Here is a 14,905-nt window from a genome sequence, read left to right as displayed (position 1 = left end):
CTAGGTACAATTGCATAAAAAATGTGTTTTTTATTCTATAATGCAATAAAGAGTATGAAAATAAAAACAAAATAGGCAATCACATGATGTTATCAGGCAAAGGTTTAGCCGCTTACAGAAACGAGGAAATTCTGTTTAAAGGTCTTTCTTTTTGTTTATTTTCACAGCAACTGATGACAATAACCGGCCCTAATGGTATCGGAAAGTCTACATTACTCCGAATCATTGTCGGTCTTCTTGAAGCTGCTGAAGGTCATATAATACTTAAAGACCATGATCAAATATACCCTGTTGCAACTGCGTGTCATTATCTTGGTCCTCAAAATGCTATGAAACCTCTCTTATCTGTCATGGACAATTTGCAATTTTGGGCAAAATTTTACGGTCAACATTTACGCTTTGTGCATGAAGCTCTTGCCGATATTGGTCTTTCTAACCTTGAACATTTACCCTTTAACGCTCTGTCAACTGGGCAACAAAAACGCGTAGCTATTGCTCGCCTTTTGCTCTCCTATCGTCCTCTTTGGATTTTAGATGAACCAATATCTGGGCTTGATAACCATGCTCAGAAACTCCTGGCTCGTATTTTCCAGCGTCATCTCAATCAAGGTGGTATGATTATCGCTGCAACTCATAATTCCCTAGGTATTCCAGAAAACTATAAAATCGCTCTGGAAAAATTTTTACCTCTCTAGGAGAGAATCAAATGAAAGCACTGTTCTGGCGTGATCTTAAACTATTATTAGCGCCACAAGCCTCTTCACTAACAGGACTATTGTTTTTTATCGCTGTTGTTGTCATAACCCCCTTTGTCATTGGGCCAGATCCTAAAATTCTTGCACAAATAGGGCCAGGTATATTGTGGTTTGGAGCCCTTCTTGCAGGAATCCTCAATCTGAACAAACTTTTCCAAATCGATCGCGATGATGGTAATCTCGACCAATTTATCCTTTCAGGAAAAAGACAAAGTTTTACACTAATTGTCTTTACCAAATGTCTTGCCCACTGGGTAGGAACAATGCTTCCTCTTATTTTTGCTACACCTATTTTAGCTCTCATGCTCCATTTAGATGTAACAATAACTTTTACAACAATGCTTACCCTTTTATGCGGAACACCAGCCATTATTTTTATTGGTGCCATAGGCGCTGCACTCGCAACCTCATTGTTGCACAGTGCTCTGCTTATTTTTATCATTATCTTGCCATGGATCATTCCAATTATGATTTTTGGTGTTTCGGCTGCTACAGCCCCAATAAATCCAAATATTTCTTTTCTCACGTCCTTGGCTCTTCTCAGCGCTTTTTCACTTCTTTTGAGTCTCTTTAGCTCTTTTGTTGCTGCGATAACGCTTAAACTTTTATCAGAATAATAAAAAGATGATTGCCGCATAGCAAAACTCTGCCTATTATGAATTTCATGAATGAACTATCTCGTATATATAAAATGAGCCCACTCCCTGCAAGTTTCACTATTTTCATGAAAATAAGCAGTATCGTTTTACCTTGGTTGGCCGGCATAACATTGTGTTTCCTTATCTTAGGGCTTATTCTAGTGATGCATTCCCCTGATGACTATCAACAAGGCATTACTGTTAAGATTATGTACCTTCATGTACCCTTTGCGTGGTTGTCTACATTCTGTTATGTAACGATGAGTGCAGCGGCATTAGGAAATCTGATTTGGAAATATCATCTTGCTGATGTAGCACTCAAATGTGGGGCGCCTATTGGGGCAATTTTTACCGCTTTGGCTCTCATGACAGGAGCACTTTGGGGGCAACCTACATGGGGAACATGGTGGGTCTGGGATGCGCGGTTAACATCAGTTTTAATTCTGCTTTTTATCTATCTTTCTATTATCCTGCTTGGACGTGCTTTTGACAACCAAGTAAAAGCCGCTCGCGCTACTGCAATTCTTACACTTGTTGGATTTGTTAATATCCCTGTTATTAAATTTTCCGTTAATTGGTGGAATACATTGCATCAACCAGCATCATTGTTACGTGCTGGCGGATCAACAATCGACAATGCTATGTTATGGCCCCTTATAACAATGCTATTTTGTTTCATCTTTATGTTTATTGCGCTCTATTTGATGGCTATGCGAAATGCAATCAATAGTTATTACATCCGAATACTACAGATTAAAAAATCCCGTCGTGCACAACAACAGGACTCTTCATCATGCTCGACCTAAATGGCATCCAGGGCGGACTTTTAGGAAATCTATCTCAGAAAATTGATTTTTTCCTTAGCATCCTTAAACACCAGCAAATTGTTGTTTTAAGCTATGTGCTTTCTGCAATATCCCTCTTATGTCTTATTGGATATATTCTTTGTAAAGCCCTATACCAAAAGAAAATTCTCCAACAGCTAAACAAAAAAGAGCTATCACAAAAAGAAAAGTGTAATGAAAAATACCCCTCCCAAACTTAAAAAAAATATATCTTTGCCTGTTCTGCTTGTTCTTTTTGGACCATTGGTACTTTTTCTTCTTCTCATGCTGCTTTTTTTCAGCTTTATGGATAAAAAACACCTTCAAGATTCTCCTCTTCTCCCAAATGCATTAGCTGAAAAATCTGCTCCCAATATTCATCTTCCTCTTCTTGATAAAGAAAATTATCTCAATTCAAAACAGTTTAAAGGACGTGTCACATTGGTCAATTTTTGGGGCTCTTGGTGTTTGCCCTGTCGCGAAGAGCATCCTATTCTTATGAAAATTGCACAAGATAAACGTTTTGATCTGATTGGCATTAATTATAAAGATAACAAAACAAACGCCCTGCGCTTTTTAAACAGTTTTGGTAATCCTTTTAAATTTATTGGCTTTGACGTTTCAGGATATACAGCCATTAATTGGGGAATATATGGACCCCCAGAAACCTTTCTTTTGAATAAAGAGAGCATCATTATTGCCAAACATGTTGGTCCCTTAACATGGCAAATTTATCAAAAAAAAATTCTACCAAAAATTGAACAAGCGATCATGACAGAAGAAAAATAAAATATCAACATATTGGTTTATAAATAATAACTTTATTAAATGAAAATACCGTACACTATGAGATTTTTTAAAATTTCTATATGTTGAATCAAAAAAACATTTAAGATAAAGACTAAAAATACCTTTTATGAATTGTCTAAACGTGAAAATAATTGGCAATATTTTAAGTTGAAAAATATAATAATGCAGATTTGTAAAAACATAACGTTTTATCATGCTATATATGCTATTTTATTTATACGGACCCTCATTCTTCTTAGCAAAATCTGACAAGAACATTACCATTGTTGATTCAAAAACATGTGTAAAGAAATACCTGTAAAGCAAACCTCCCAAATATGACAAAAATTTAAGTAGTTTTCGTTTTTCTTTAACAATTAATATCTGTTTAGCAGCTTTATTTTTGATTATTTGGACAAAACAATATTGCTATAGAAACATCGTTAGATTAGTGAAAGTAACCAACTATTATTTTCAAAATAATATAGTGTTCTGTCTCCACTTTTTTATCTAAAATGCACATTGCTATGAGGGGATTTCACCACTATTTTCATCTTTATAAAATAACACATCCATTCCTTCGCAGCTTCATTGTTATATTTATTCCCATTACACTATCTGTTCGTAATAGACTCCATAAAGTCCATATTGAGTCTATACATTCTTATTCTCTCGATAATTTCTCTTATGATTATAACTAAATGGGCTTTTTTGACTCTTAATAAGATAAATTCGAGTAAGAAAATATGACTACAATCAAAAAATCTCATTTAACAGAGAATATACGTTATGAGTACATAATCACTCTATCATGAATATCATAAAAGAATTCATTGTAAGAAATAAACTTTTGAGATGTAAAAAGTAAACAAGAAGCTTTTTCGAAAGGAAAAAATATACTTTATAGAGAACTCTTTTTTAAGCACTCTATGACGTAATTACTGATTTCAACAGAAAGATCACTCGTATACATTAAAAAACTCTAAGACAAGAAATATTCTAGAAGTTCATACGAGCTTATACGCAAACTTTTATGACGCAAATAAAATAGGCTTTTGTTGCAATTATCTTTTTTTATGAAAAATATTTGATTATGTTTTTTCTTCTAAAAATTCTTGCGGTGTAAAACAGTACGTTTTTGAGCAAAATTCACATGTGACTGAAATATATTTATTTTTAACCATTTTATTGCGTTCATCAATAGAAAAGCCTTCTAGGATTCCTTTAATTTTTTCGTGTGAACAAGAACATTGATCGACAAGAGAAAAAGGATTGAAAATTCTAACACCTTGTTCATGAAAAAGACGGAACAAGAGCTGTTTACTACCGACTTGGGGATCTGTTAATTCTGAACTTTCAATCGTTGCCATGAGTATTTTAGCTTCCTGCCATTGGTTATCCAATTGGGTATCGGGTTTCCTTTCTTCTCGCTTTTGATGAGGGGCATCTATTTTATGATGAGACGATTCTTGGGGTAAAAGTTGGATCAAAACACCTCCAGCTCGCCAGCTTTTCTGCGGTTTTCCTTGTTGGTCACGATTAATTAATATAGCAACAGCCAAACGGATATCGGTAGGAATTTGTTCTGATTGATCAAAATAAATACGAGAAGCTTCTTGTAAATTTGATCCTTCTAATGCAACTATCCCTTGATAGGGTTGCATATGGGGACCTTGATCAATTGTGAAGGCTAACGTGCCTTTTCCTAAAAGTGTTTCTGAAGAAATTTGATTATTGTCTATGGCTTGTTTAAGCTGTTCTTTATCAAAACGAGCGTATCCACGTAAACTGGAAGGAGGCGAAAAATCGCACACCAACATATTAACCGGTCCATCGGTATGGGTTTGTAAAATAAATTTTCCCGTAAGTTTTAGAGAAGTTCCAAGCAGAACAGTTAAAAGTAAAGCTTCTGCTAGAAGATAAGAAACCGGTTCAGGGTATTGATGTCTGTTAAGAATAGAATTTAAAGTTTCCCCAAGTTGTACGGCACGTCCACGAATATCAAGTTCTTCGACTTGAAAGGGAATAACAGTATCATCTTCATGCAAGAAGTTATTGTTGAGAGAGGCTTCATCTTTAGCTTGTTCACTCATAGCTTTGCCTTTTTTATATAACTTTTTGTAGAGAGACTATTGTGGAGAGAAAAACGCATCTTGTAAACACCAAGAAAGAATTGCTTTTTGAATATGAAGACGATTTTCAGCCTCATCGAAAACAACGGAGTGCGGTCCATCAATCACAGAATCAACAACTTCTTCACCACGATGAGCAGGAAGACAATGCATAAAAAGAGCATCAGACTTTGCTAATTTCATGAGAACTTCATTGACTTGATAAGGCTGAAAAATAGAATGACTGCGAGCACGAAATTCTTGTCCCATGGAGACCCATGTATCGGTCATAATACAATCAGCATCTTGAGCTGCTTTTTGGGGATTATGGGTTAGTGTAAGGTGTGCTCCTCGTTCACGTGCCCAGTGTATGAATTTTTCTTGTGGTTCACTGCCCTTTGGAGTAGCAATACGCAAATGAAAATCAAAAAGAGCTGCAGCTTCAATTAAGGAATGGAGCACATTATTACCATCCCCCATCCACGCAAATATTTTGCCAGAAATTGGCCCCCGATGCTCTTCATAGGTTAATATATCTGCTAGAATTTGGCAAGGATGTGTATCATCTGTAAGGGCATTAATGACAGGAATTTGTGCATATTGTGCCAATTCGAGCATACGTTGATGTTTTGTTGTTCGTAATATCACGATATCCACAAAACGGGATAAAACACGAGCTGTGTCAGCTATAGTTTCACTATGACCAAGCTGCATCTCTGAACCCGTGAGCATGATTGTATCTCCCCCAAGCTGGCGCATACTGATATCGAATGAAATACGGGTTCGTGTGGATGGTTTTTCAAAAATCATCGCAAGTGTTTTACCCATAAAAGGTTTTGAAACTTTCCCTGCTTTAAAAGATGCTTTAAGGATTTTTGCATAATCGATCAGTGCACGTGCTATTGCTGGCGTTAAAATGGATAAGTCCGTGAAATGACGAAGAGCATTTGTCATGTATATAATATTTGTCTTTCTTTGTTTACTTGTGAAAGATAAGCTATTGCTTTTTCAATACGATGCAAACTTTCATCTATTTCTTCTTCCCTAATGATAAGAGGCGGCAATAAGCGCACAACGTTGTTGTTGGCAGCAACACTTAAGAGATATTCATTTTCTAAGGCATTAACGACAAGATTTGAAGACACAACACACTGAATACCCACCATTAGACCCATCCCCTGAACTGCGCAGATAATATCAGGATAGATATTGAGAATGTGCAAAAGTCCACTTTTTAGTTTATTCCCCATGCGCTGAACATGTTTGAGAAAACTTGGCTCTAACAAAATATCAAGAACACTATTGCCTACAGCCATTCCAAGAAGATTTCCTCCAAAGGTTGAACCATGGGTCCCAAATGTCATGCTTTTTGCAACTTTATCCGTTGCAAGGCAAGCGCCTAATGGAAATCCCCCTCCTAATCCTTTTGCGAGGGTAAGAATATCAGGCGTGACATCACTCCATTCATAAGCAAAAAGCTTTCCTGTTCGTCCTATACCCGTTTGAACTTCATCCAAAATCAATAACAGACCATTATCATCGCATATTTTGCGCAAAAATCTTAAATATTCATGAGAAACCGTTCGTATTCCTCCTTCTCCTTGAATAGGTTCAATAAGAATAGCGGCAGTATTTTTATTAATAGCGTTACGCAAAGCAATTTCATCACAAAAAGGTACTTGCATAAATCCACCAGCTTTAGGTCCAAAACCTTCAAGATATTTTTCATGCCCAGTCGCAGCAAGTGCTGCAAGTGTACGTCCATGAAATGCCCCTTCAAAAGTAATTATTTCAATGCGTTCTGAATGACCAGCCGCATAGTAATAATGGCGTGCCGTTTTGAATGCACATTCTAATGCTTCAGTACCTGAATTGCAGAAAAAAACCTTATCCGCAAAACTATTTGCACAAAGCCGCGTAGCAAAAGCTGCTTGTTCAGGAGATTGAAAAAGATTAGAAACATGCCAAAGTTTTTCAGCTTGTATTTTGAGCGTATCAACTAATTTTGGATGTGAATACCCTAATGCATTAACAGCAATGCCAGATGTGAAATCAAGATAATGTTCTCCCTTATCGGAAATAAGCCATACACCGTGCCCCTGTTCAAAACGCAAATTTCGTCGTGCGAAACATTCATAAAGTGGTTGTATAGAGATGGCATCCATCATAACTTCCTTTATATTTTAACTTTTTCAATATATATACAAAGTAAAACTACAAATAAAACAACACGGTACATTTTGTTACGGTGCTTTCAACATTTCATTACGATTAATGATTACGCCTATGGAATAGATCATTACACCAATTGAAAAAAAGTCAATGAAGATTCTACCAATAAGCATTTTGGGAAAAATGCCTTAAACAAAAGTAACAGTTTAACCTATGATTGATTTGCAAGTTGGGGAAAACATTCTAAATAAACTCTTCAAGACGTAAAGACTCTTGTCATAGAGTGAGTGCATATTGTATTTACAATGCAATAAGCAAAATGATGTGTGTTGATTTGTAAGTCCACAGGTTGGATGATTTTCTTATGCTCGCTTAGAGTGTAAAATTCTTTCATTCAGCGTAATGAAAACATTATTAAAACATTTGAAGGTGCAAAGGGGGAGAGCATCTTGGTGACGTAATCGGAATGGAGTGCTGGTATGGGTTGGACACATGAACGCGTTGAGCTTCTTAAAAAGCTTTGGAGTGAAGGGTTAAGTGCAAGTCAAATTGCTGCTCAATTAGGCGGGGTCAGTAGAAATGCAGTTATCGGCAAAGTACATCGATTAAAGTTGCCAGGGCGTGGTAAGACAACACAAGGAAGCGCGCGTGCACAAAAAACTCCCGTGGGAAACAGCCCATCATCTCCACGTGTGCGTCGCAATACATCTACGGTATCGCCAATGAACACATCATCTATAAATATTGAAGAAACAGCTTTAAAGACAGAATTTGTAGTGGAAGATGTAAAAGAAGTTGATATGTCCACAAAATCTAATGTAGTTGTGCCTATATCACGTCAACTTAATCTTCTACAATTGAGTGAAAATACATGTAGATGGCCAGTTGGCGATCCATTATCAGCAGATTTTCATTTTTGTGGTGCAGACTCTGATGAGAATAGCCCCTATTGTGCCTTTCATGCTAAGCTAGCATTTCAACCAATATCTGAAAGACGTCGGATAAGAGTGTAATATTCCCGATTGAATCTCATATTCTATGCCTTATACGATATGCCTCATTATTAAATTTCAATGCTTGAATTATTATGAGAGAAAAATTGATGAAGCTTTTAATGAATGAAAAGGTTTCTTCATGAAATTATTCAACGAAATTGTATCTTTTGGTGCTATTACGCAGCTATGTGTTGTAAAGTTATATTCCTGTTTATTTTCACCATTCTCTTTAATTTCGTTGTACTGCTTTTAAAACTATCCATAGCGATATCTTTTGAATAATATTGTTTCTACTTTCTTATGTTTTTATTCTTCGTGTATTTATATAGAGTAATGCAGTATTATAAAAATAATTTATCGCTTTACCGCCTGAATGAGATTCAACAATATCTCTTCCATTTTAAACTCTCTTTATTGAATCAATCACAATCTTTCGTTTGGACGTCACGAGCGAGATGAGAGCTGTGGAGAGTAAAAACACTTAAAGAAAAGCATGGCCTCTTATAAATGCTTTCGAGTGCCAAGAGCTTCAAGGGGTTGTCGCAACATTGGGAGTTGGCAAAGTGTGTGATGATGCCAGCTTGCTCTTTTATTAAGTATAAAGATGGAGTGCTTACAACTTGCCAGCGGGTTTTGTATATTTTGACACTAGGTTTTGTATCAATTTATTTTTTTTCAAAGAATTTTAAAGGTGTTCTCAAAGGGTCTTCAAAGGTCTTTCAAAGGTTATTTAAAGACCCTTTAATGTGTGTGGTCAACCCAACCTCTATTCAAAAAGAGAAGTATTTGCCCTTTTCTTCAGCAATACTGTAAACATTACCCAACTGCTTAACTAAAACAATTCGGTCATGTTTACAGTATTACTCGTCATTGATGCAATTGGATCAACTTGTCCCCATTGTTCTCTTCCACCCCAAGTGCAAACATTGCATTTTGATTTCAGGAAGCATCACAACCGATCAAAGGTGCAACAAGTTACCCCTTTGACTTTCTGTTCCTAGCAGCTTCTATTTCTCACTGCTTTCTATAGGAATAGGCAGGTTGTGGGGCTGAAAGTAATTGAACCATGCCGAACGGATAAGCCACGCGTTGTAAATAAGCCTCTAATGTACATAGCTTATAGGTTCAGGAAACAGACAATTATTATAATTCAGGCGATTAAAGATTGGGTTTAAAACTTTTTAATCCAGTGGACAAACACGAATAATATGCCCGTCAGGATCTTTGATCAGAAAGGTACGTCCAAAGATATCAGTATACGGTTCCTTTAAGACATTTATCTCAACGGTGGTTTGCTCTTGCCATTCCGCATATAGCTTATCTACGTCCTCTCCAGTAGGCAACATAATGCCGATTTCTGAAAAACGAGGTACATTTTCCTCAGGTGCATCGCCCCCAGACCAGATAGCAAAGAGTGCATCACCAGAAGAAGAAAATGCAACATAGCGTGGCGAGATGAATACAGGCTCTTTCTTGAAGATGAATTTGTAAAAAGCGGTAGAATGCTCTACATTTGATACGTATACCAACTGTAGGTTTGGGGTAACAGGATAAGTAGGGATATTACTCACGAATTCCTCCTATTTTAATCGTGATTTTCCGATACTCTATACCTATTAGAGAATATGTCAACAAGAGTTTGTGATGCTTCCGTTCACGGCGTGCTCTATCTTTTTATATGTTTTTACTCGCTTATTGCTATATGCTAAAATATCGAAACCGCTACTACATAGTCTTCGCCAACTTGATTTTGCCACCAACATAAGCAGCAGCTGGTTCCGTAGGATCAACAGATTTTAATGTTTCTTTACAAAGTGTATCCATAATTTTTTAACACTCTTTCATCTATATTAGCCATCTTCTCATTGCTTTAAGTGATAAGAAGTGGCTGCGATGTTGTGTTATCTTACATCGGACGGGTTTGGTCGCTAAACTATCCCCGTTGGCTGGGCAACCAGCCCAGCCTCTATTTCTTCGCTGTTTTCTTTTCCTTTGTCTGGTGCCTCTAAGGTAATTTCTGTGGTGTAACCCGCTTTGTTTTTCATAGCGGTGGGTGACGGTTGCGGCTTTCCATGGACCATTGATTTCGCCGCGAAACCCTTGCAAGAGAAGCGGTTGATCCGCCATGATTTCTGGTCGCCCCGCAAGGGTCAAAGAACCACTGCCCACAGCACGGCAAAGTCGGTCTGATTCTGATGCAGCAGCAGCTTGTGCTTCTTCCTTACAGGTGTAACAAGTGCGCAGACGACGCACGGGACCGCTAAACCCTGTCTGATGCTTGACTTGGCATTGCTGCCCTTTTGAGCGATCAAAATAAGCAGCTTCAATGGTGCCATATTGCGTGCGTGGCTCGAGGGTGAATTCCCAGTTGGAACAGTCGTATTTATGAAGTTTGAATACGGGTAAATTATCTCCGCTTAAAAACAAAAACTTATTGTCCTTGATTAAAAAACGTGCCCGCATGCGGTCAGCAAGGCGGGTTAAAAAATCAACAGCCGATTGATCTGTACGCACCACATAAGGCAAAGTTTGTTTGGTGAACTGGGGACTGACCTTTGCTTGATAGCCGTGGCGTTTGGCGAGTGTCTCGACAATCTCGCCAATGGTTTTATGGTCAAAATGTTCACTCACCTGTTCTTTGAGTTCTTTACGCATCGAGGCACTTTTGCCGCAAAGACGCAAGATCTCTCCATCACTGCCCCCTGAGCTTACAACCGATTCGATAACAAAACACCCCATAAAAGCACTGATGCTGTTCTCATAGCCAAAGATCACCTGGAGCGCACTATTGCTTGAGGGAACCTCTAAATCATTGCCACTATCATCAAACTCTGCTTCAAATGTATCGGCTTCATTCCCGGCATGGTCTGTAATGGTTGCGGTTAAAAGACGCTGGTAAAAAACCGCGTGAACAGGTTTGTCTCCCACCTTGACCACAATAAAAGGGTGTGTACGCATTAATCCCATAGCCGTGTCACCGTGCTTTGGGGATTAGACAACACAAATTCAGGTAAAAAGACTTTTAAGCCTCGCGGTAAAAGCATACCATATTTGGCAATCTCTGGATTGGCTTCCAAGGTGGCTTCTAAATAGCCTTTGAGTAAACCTGCTTGCCTCCGGTCCCCTAACACAGCCATGGCATGGTGAAAGCAGATGAGATCGAGACTCATGTCCTCTAGCTCTACAACAACACGCTTTGCTGGTATCTTCATGGAATTTGCCCCTCTTGGGTTTGTCCCTCTTGGTATTGTCCCACCTGGTATTGTCCCACCTGGTATTGTCCCATCTGAATTTGTCCTTGCGGTTTTCCGCCATTTAAAAAGGGCAAGAGCGTAATGGAATAGCGGATGCGCTGTGAGTGACCAGAGCGACTGATATAGTCGTGGTCTTTGTTGATCGTGGTGATCACCACGGGTCCATGGAGAAGGACACTATAGGTGGTATCATTGATCCAACGAAGCATCTGGACCGGCTTTGCTCTTTTGATCGTTGTGGTGATGGCATCAATGGCTACCCGATCACCAAATTCTTCTGGAAACCAAACCCCATGAATGGTTTTGGGATCATTGCCATAGCCGGTAAATTGCAAACTGGGGGACCTGCCAAAACGCTCCATACAAACCCATGAGGCAGAAAACTCTTCTTCAAAGGATTGGAAATTCAGCCAATCCACATAAAATTGATGCGGACCTAACATCATCAAAGGATCTCTCATAGGCTCCCTCCCCTCCCATTATTGTATCCCTTCCAGCCTGTTGTCTCTTTCAAAACTTATCATTGCCTCTCTCCTACACCATTATGCCTCTCCCCTCATTGCCTTCCCCCCCTCATTCTGTTCCCCCATGCAGGGCATTGGCGCGTGCCCGTTGAATGACGTGAGCAACCGTTTGATCAGTGGCAACAGGATCACGCGCGCCATTGACATGCACTGTGACATTTTGAGTGCGATACATAAGTTTGTGTGTCCCCCCTCATTCTGTTCCCCATGCAGAACATTGGCGCGTGCCCGTTGAATGACGTGGGCAACCGTTTGATCAGTGGCAACAGGATCACGCGCACCATTGACATGCACCATGACATTTTGAGTGCGATACATAAGTTTGTGTGTCCCTCCCCTCATTCTGTTCCCCCATGCAAGGCATTGGCGCGTGCGCGTTGAATGACGTGGGCAACCGTTTGATCAGTGGTAACAGGGTCACGCGCACCATTGACATGCACCATGACATTTTGAGTGCGATACATAAGTTTGTGTGTCCCCCCTCATTCTGTTCCCCCGTGCAGAACATTAGCGCGTGCCCGTTGAATGACGTGGGCAACCGTTTGATCAGTGGCAACAGGATCACGCGCACCATTGACATGCACTGTGACATTTTGAGTGCGATACATAAGTTTGTGTGTCCCTCCCCTCATTCTGTTCCCCCATGCAGGGCATTAGCGCGTGCCCGTTGAATGGCGTGGGCAACCGTTTGACCAGTGGCAACAGGATCACGGGCGCCATTGACATGCACTGTGACATTTTGAGTGTGCGTGGTGGGGGAGCGCTCTTTGCCTTTTGCTTCTGTGAAAGGGGAACTTGCATACCCCGCCCCCGCAAATTGTGCAATCGGTTGAATGGCTGTTGTGCCTCCTAAAAAACTTGGCAAAAACTCTCTTAAATTAATGGACCCAAACCACCCCTTAATGCGGCTTGGCAAAGATTTACAAAAATCTGTCAATTGTGAGATGGTGCCCATAAAACCATCGACAATCCAACTCGCTAAATCTTCCCCTGCTTGTTCCATACTTGCCTTGGCACCCTCCGAGAGCTTTTCCCGGACAAAAAAGCTTCCCAACCAGCCCCAAAAGTTGGAAAGGCTTTGCTTAACGCCCTCCCACAAACCTTCAAAGCTTTGAACAACAGCGCCAAGCCCTTGTTTAAACTTTTGCCAAGTTTGAGAGAAATCAAAAGCAGCAGCAATGATATTTTTCCATTTGGTGATGGTGGTGGTATCAGCACCCAAAAAGCGCATGACAGCCTCAAAAGCACGACCAAAAGCGTGTGCTATCCCCCGTGCAAAGAAAATTAAAAATAGGAGAATATTCTATTCAAGGCTTTTACGCAATATACGAAAACAATAAATTATAAGTATACATTAATATTAAATCTAGAACGACTACAATAACATCACTTTCCTTTTCCCGACACAAAACGGCGCAACCAAACATAAAGCGCACCTTCTCCACCATGCTGACGCGCTGCTTGCTCAAACGCATGAACATAATATCGAAAATCTGGTGTTGATAACCAATACGGAACAAATCTATACAAAGCTCCATCGCTCCCAACGGATCGTCCTTTTCCTGTAATCACAAGGACATAACGCAATCCTCTCTGCTGAGAGGATTGTAAAAATTTTTTTAAGAAAAAATAAGCTTCTTCCTGCATATAACCGTGGAGATCAAGACGCGCCTCAAGAGGATAACGACCTTGGGAAATTTTACGACGTACAACATGATCAAAGAAATGAATCTTTTGTGCTTGTGTAACCGCCCTCTTTTCTCTTTTAATAATTATCGAGGGCTGTTGATTTTCCTGAGACAATGAGGAGATTTGAGTTACAGGCTGTTTTTTATCATTAATATTTGCAATAGTTTCTGAAGTAGAAGAGAGCATCTTACCGTGAAGCGGTGTTATCGTACGACAAACCATCTCCCATAAAAGGCGATCTTGTGAAGCCAATAAATCTCTTTTTTGTCTCCATTTACTTGAGGACATTTTAATATCTCATAAATCATTGAACGCTTATGAAAAAAACAAAAAGTATTTTAATTTTCATTTTCTGTAGCAAAAAGCTTCCAGTTTGGATCTGACGATAAGCTATTGCGAACAAAAGTCCAAATATCCCTGATTTCTACAATAGCATCAGGATCACCGTCTATACGCTCGCCCTGTTCATTATAAGTAACAGAAATCATCTCACTGATAATACGTATCGTTAAAAGTTCATCCTTTTCTTGTATTGCCGCAGCAATAAATTCGATCTTATTAATTCCAACAAAAGTAAACTCTATTCTCTCTTTATTTTTTTCTCGTTGCTCAATAGCTGTACAAAAGCTCTCAAAAACATCCTGACAAAGCAAGCTTTTAAGTTGATTGCGATCACCTTTGGCAAAAGCTGTTACAATCATTTCATAAGCAATTTGTGCACCTTTTATAAAAAATTGAGGAGAAAAATGAGGATCAATTCTATGCAATTCCCGCAAATTTTTATTCAAAATACTTCCCTCTGGTGAAATTTTATCAATTTCACTAAAGTCGTCTTTTTGTGAATTTTTCTGATGAGGGAACGAAACAATATTATCAGCCGTTTCTGCTTCGACCTGTTTTTTAGAACGACGTGAATAAGGATCAAAGGGAGGCTTTTCAAACCCAATTCGTTTCCCTAATACATTACGGAGTTGCACAAAAATAACAACCATAACAACAAGAGCTATGACAAGTATAACGTCAAATTCCATAGGCGCTGTCAATCTCCAAAGCTTAAGTCTGTAATAAACATTGCAGTCAATACCATTTATCAATAAATATGTAAAATAAGGAATCTTATCATTCAAATATTTTTATAGATTTTATATTAAACG

General features: G+C 38.9%; 18 protein-coding genes and 1 pseudogene. 6 read left to right on the top strand and 13 right to left on the bottom strand.

Translation table 11 applies throughout. From position 1 onward, the window contains the following. Positions 1 to 83: 83 nt before the first annotated feature. The 5 genes from ccmA to QHG57_RS02460 are packed head-to-tail and all read left to right on the top strand — an operon-like array spanning position 84 to position 3,006. On the top strand, positions 84 to 695 hold the full coding sequence (ccmA, locus tag QHG57_RS02480) for a heme ABC exporter ATP-binding protein CcmA (protein ID WP_330169397.1): 612 nt from the start codon (positions 84 to 86) through the stop codon (positions 693 to 695). A gap of 11 nt (positions 696 to 706) precedes the next feature. Continuing rightward, positions 707 to 1,372, top strand: coding sequence for a heme exporter protein CcmB (gene ccmB, locus QHG57_RS02475; RefSeq protein ID WP_330168497.1), 666 nt, complete (start codon positions 707 to 709; stop codon positions 1,370 to 1,372). Between the two features lie 47 nt (positions 1,373 to 1,419). Continuing rightward, positions 1,420 to 2,199, top strand: a complete 780-nt coding sequence (locus QHG57_RS02470; protein WP_330168496.1) for a heme ABC transporter permease — start codon at positions 1,420 to 1,422, stop codon at positions 2,197 to 2,199. Next, positions 2,187 to 2,438: a hypothetical protein gene (locus QHG57_RS02465; protein ID WP_330168495.1), complete on the top strand. Its 252-nt coding sequence runs from the start codon at positions 2,187 to 2,189 to the stop codon at positions 2,436 to 2,438. Before QHG57_RS02470 ends, QHG57_RS02465 begins: the two co-directional genes overlap by 13 nt. Further along, complete coding sequence (locus QHG57_RS02460) at positions 2,413 to 3,006, top strand: DsbE family thiol:disulfide interchange protein (protein ID WP_330168494.1); 594 nt, start codon at positions 2,413 to 2,415, stop codon at positions 3,004 to 3,006. Before QHG57_RS02465 ends, QHG57_RS02460 begins: the two co-directional genes overlap by 26 nt. Positions 3,007 to 4,097: 1,091 nt before the next feature. Here the strand turns inward: QHG57_RS02460 and QHG57_RS02455 are convergent. Genes QHG57_RS02455 through QHG57_RS02445 form a run of 3 tightly spaced genes read right to left on the bottom strand, consistent with a single transcriptional unit; the run spans position 4,098 to position 7,282 of the window. After that, positions 4,098 to 5,099, bottom strand: coding sequence for an Hsp33 family molecular chaperone (locus QHG57_RS02455; protein ID WP_330169396.1), 1,002 nt, complete (start codon positions 5,097 to 5,099; stop codon positions 4,098 to 4,100). Positions 5,100 to 5,135: 36 nt separating this feature from the next. After that, complete coding sequence (argF, locus tag QHG57_RS02450) at positions 5,136 to 6,071, bottom strand: ornithine carbamoyltransferase (RefSeq protein WP_419196337.1); 936 nt, start codon at positions 6,069 to 6,071, stop codon at positions 5,136 to 5,138. Next, a complete protein-coding gene (locus QHG57_RS02445) occupies positions 6,068 to 7,282 on the bottom strand; it encodes an aspartate aminotransferase family protein (RefSeq protein WP_330168784.1) in 1,215 nt (404 codons plus the stop codon). Before QHG57_RS02445 ends, argF begins: the two co-directional genes overlap by 4 nt. A 486-nt stretch (positions 7,283 to 7,768) precedes the next feature. On the opposite strand from QHG57_RS02445, the gene QHG57_RS02440 reads away from it, so the two are divergent. Further along, on the top strand, positions 7,769 to 8,302 hold the full coding sequence (locus QHG57_RS02440) for a GcrA family cell cycle regulator (RefSeq protein WP_330168492.1): 534 nt from the start codon (positions 7,769 to 7,771) through the stop codon (positions 8,300 to 8,302). Between the two features lie 1,163 nt (positions 8,303 to 9,465). On the opposite strand, the gene QHG57_RS02435 is transcribed toward QHG57_RS02440, so the two are convergent. The 10 genes and pseudogenes from QHG57_RS02435 to QHG57_RS02390 form a co-directional block, all read right to left on the bottom strand. Further along, a complete protein-coding gene (locus QHG57_RS02435) occupies positions 9,466 to 9,855 on the bottom strand; it encodes a VOC family protein (RefSeq protein ID WP_330168491.1) in 390 nt (129 codons plus the stop codon). A 357-nt stretch (positions 9,856 to 10,212) separates the two neighbouring features. Continuing rightward, positions 10,213 to 11,242, bottom strand: a pseudogene (locus tag QHG57_RS02430) (phage late control D family protein). After that, a complete protein-coding gene (locus QHG57_RS02425; RefSeq protein WP_330168947.1) occupies positions 11,242 to 11,496 on the bottom strand; it encodes a tail protein X in 255 nt (84 codons plus the stop codon). The pseudogene QHG57_RS02430 and the gene QHG57_RS02425 overlap by 1 nt, the downstream one beginning before the upstream one ends. Further along, entirely contained in the window at positions 11,493 to 11,999 is a 507-nt protein-coding gene (locus tag QHG57_RS02420) for a phage tail protein (RefSeq protein ID WP_330169395.1), read from the bottom strand. Before QHG57_RS02420 ends, QHG57_RS02425 begins: the two co-directional genes overlap by 4 nt. Positions 12,000 to 12,080: 81 nt before the next feature. After that, complete coding sequence (locus tag QHG57_RS02415) at positions 12,081 to 12,380, bottom strand: hypothetical protein (RefSeq protein ID WP_330169394.1); 300 nt, start codon at positions 12,378 to 12,380, stop codon at positions 12,081 to 12,083. A 20-nt stretch (positions 12,381 to 12,400) separates the two neighbouring features. Further along, positions 12,401 to 12,526, bottom strand: coding sequence for a hypothetical protein (locus QHG57_RS02410; protein WP_330169393.1), 126 nt, complete (start codon positions 12,524 to 12,526; stop codon positions 12,401 to 12,403). An 18-nt stretch (positions 12,527 to 12,544) separates the two neighbouring features. Next, a complete protein-coding gene (locus QHG57_RS02405) occupies positions 12,545 to 12,670 on the bottom strand; it encodes a hypothetical protein (RefSeq protein ID WP_330169392.1) in 126 nt (41 codons plus the stop codon). Positions 12,671 to 12,690: 20 nt separating this feature from the next. Continuing rightward, complete coding sequence (locus QHG57_RS02400) at positions 12,691 to 13,293, bottom strand: hypothetical protein (RefSeq protein WP_330169391.1); 603 nt, start codon at positions 13,291 to 13,293, stop codon at positions 12,691 to 12,693. A gap of 155 nt (positions 13,294 to 13,448) precedes the next feature. After that, the gene (locus QHG57_RS02395; RefSeq protein ID WP_330169390.1) at positions 13,449 to 14,039 is read right to left on the bottom strand and encodes a Smr/MutS family protein; all 591 of its coding nucleotides are present in this window, start codon (positions 14,037 to 14,039) and stop codon (positions 13,449 to 13,451) included. 50 nt (positions 14,040 to 14,089) lie between these two features. Further along, positions 14,090 to 14,782, bottom strand: coding sequence for a Tim44/TimA family putative adaptor protein (locus QHG57_RS02390; protein WP_330168486.1), 693 nt, complete (start codon positions 14,780 to 14,782; stop codon positions 14,090 to 14,092). Between the last annotated feature and the right edge of the window lie 123 nt (positions 14,783 to 14,905).

Origin of the sequence: Bartonella grahamii subsp. shimonis (assembly GCF_036327415.1) — a bacterium.
Lineage (GTDB): Bacteria > Pseudomonadota > Alphaproteobacteria > Rhizobiales > Rhizobiaceae > Bartonella > Bartonella shimonis.
The sequence above is the reverse complement of the archived record's forward strand: the minus strand, read 5'-3'. Positions and strand labels throughout refer to the sequence as shown.

What these genes read in the sequence shown, in the direction of transcription:
- QHG57_RS02465 (WP_330168495.1), top strand. Translation starts at nt 2,187, where the DNA reads ATGCTCGACCTAAATGGCATCCAGGGCGGACTTTTAGGAAATCTATCT.
- QHG57_RS02400 (WP_330169391.1), bottom strand. Translation starts at nt 13,293, where the DNA reads ATGCGCTTTTTGGGTGCTGATACCACCACCATCACCAAATGGAAAAAT.
- ccmA (WP_330169397.1), top strand. Translation starts at nt 84, where the DNA reads ATGATGTTATCAGGCAAAGGTTTAGCCGCTTACAGAAACGAGGAAATT.
- QHG57_RS02395 (WP_330169390.1), bottom strand. Translation starts at nt 14,039, where the DNA reads ATGTCCTCAAGTAAATGGAGACAAAAAAGAGATTTATTGGCTTCACAA.
- QHG57_RS02420 (WP_330169395.1), bottom strand. Translation starts at nt 11,999, where the DNA reads ATGAGAGATCCTTTGATGATGTTAGGTCCGCATCAATTTTATGTGGAT.
- QHG57_RS02390 (WP_330168486.1), bottom strand. Translation starts at nt 14,782, where the DNA reads ATGGAATTTGACGTTATACTTGTCATAGCTCTTGTTGTTATGGTTGTT.
- QHG57_RS02405 (WP_330169392.1), bottom strand. Translation starts at nt 12,670, where the DNA reads ATGTATCGCACTCAAAATGTCACAGTGCATGTCAATGGTGCGCGTGAT.
- QHG57_RS02425 (WP_330168947.1), bottom strand. Translation starts at nt 11,496, where the DNA reads ATGAAGATACCAGCAAAGCGTGTTGTTGTAGAGCTAGAGGACATGAGT.
- QHG57_RS02460 (WP_330168494.1), top strand. Translation starts at nt 2,413, where the DNA reads ATGAAAAATACCCCTCCCAAACTTAAAAAAAATATATCTTTGCCTGTT.
- QHG57_RS02410 (WP_330169393.1), bottom strand. Translation starts at nt 12,526, where the DNA reads ATGTATCGCACTCAAAATGTCATGGTGCATGTCAATGGTGCGCGTGAC.
- QHG57_RS02440 (WP_330168492.1), top strand. Translation starts at nt 7,769, where the DNA reads ATGGGTTGGACACATGAACGCGTTGAGCTTCTTAAAAAGCTTTGGAGT.
- QHG57_RS02470 (WP_330168496.1), top strand. Translation starts at nt 1,420, where the DNA reads ATGAATGAACTATCTCGTATATATAAAATGAGCCCACTCCCTGCAAGT.
- QHG57_RS02455 (WP_330169396.1), bottom strand. Translation starts at nt 5,099, where the DNA reads ATGAGTGAACAAGCTAAAGATGAAGCCTCTCTCAACAATAACTTCTTG.
- argF (WP_419196337.1), bottom strand. Translation starts at nt 6,071, where the DNA reads ATGACAAATGCTCTTCGTCATTTCACGGACTTATCCATTTTAACGCCA.
- QHG57_RS02415 (WP_330169394.1), bottom strand. Translation starts at nt 12,380, where the DNA reads ATGTATCGCACTCAAAATGTCATGGTGCATGTCAATGGTGCGCGTGAT.
- QHG57_RS02445 (WP_330168784.1), bottom strand. Translation starts at nt 7,282, where the DNA reads ATGGATGCCATCTCTATACAACCACTTTATGAATGTTTCGCACGACGA.
- ccmB (WP_330168497.1), top strand. Translation starts at nt 707, where the DNA reads ATGAAAGCACTGTTCTGGCGTGATCTTAAACTATTATTAGCGCCACAA.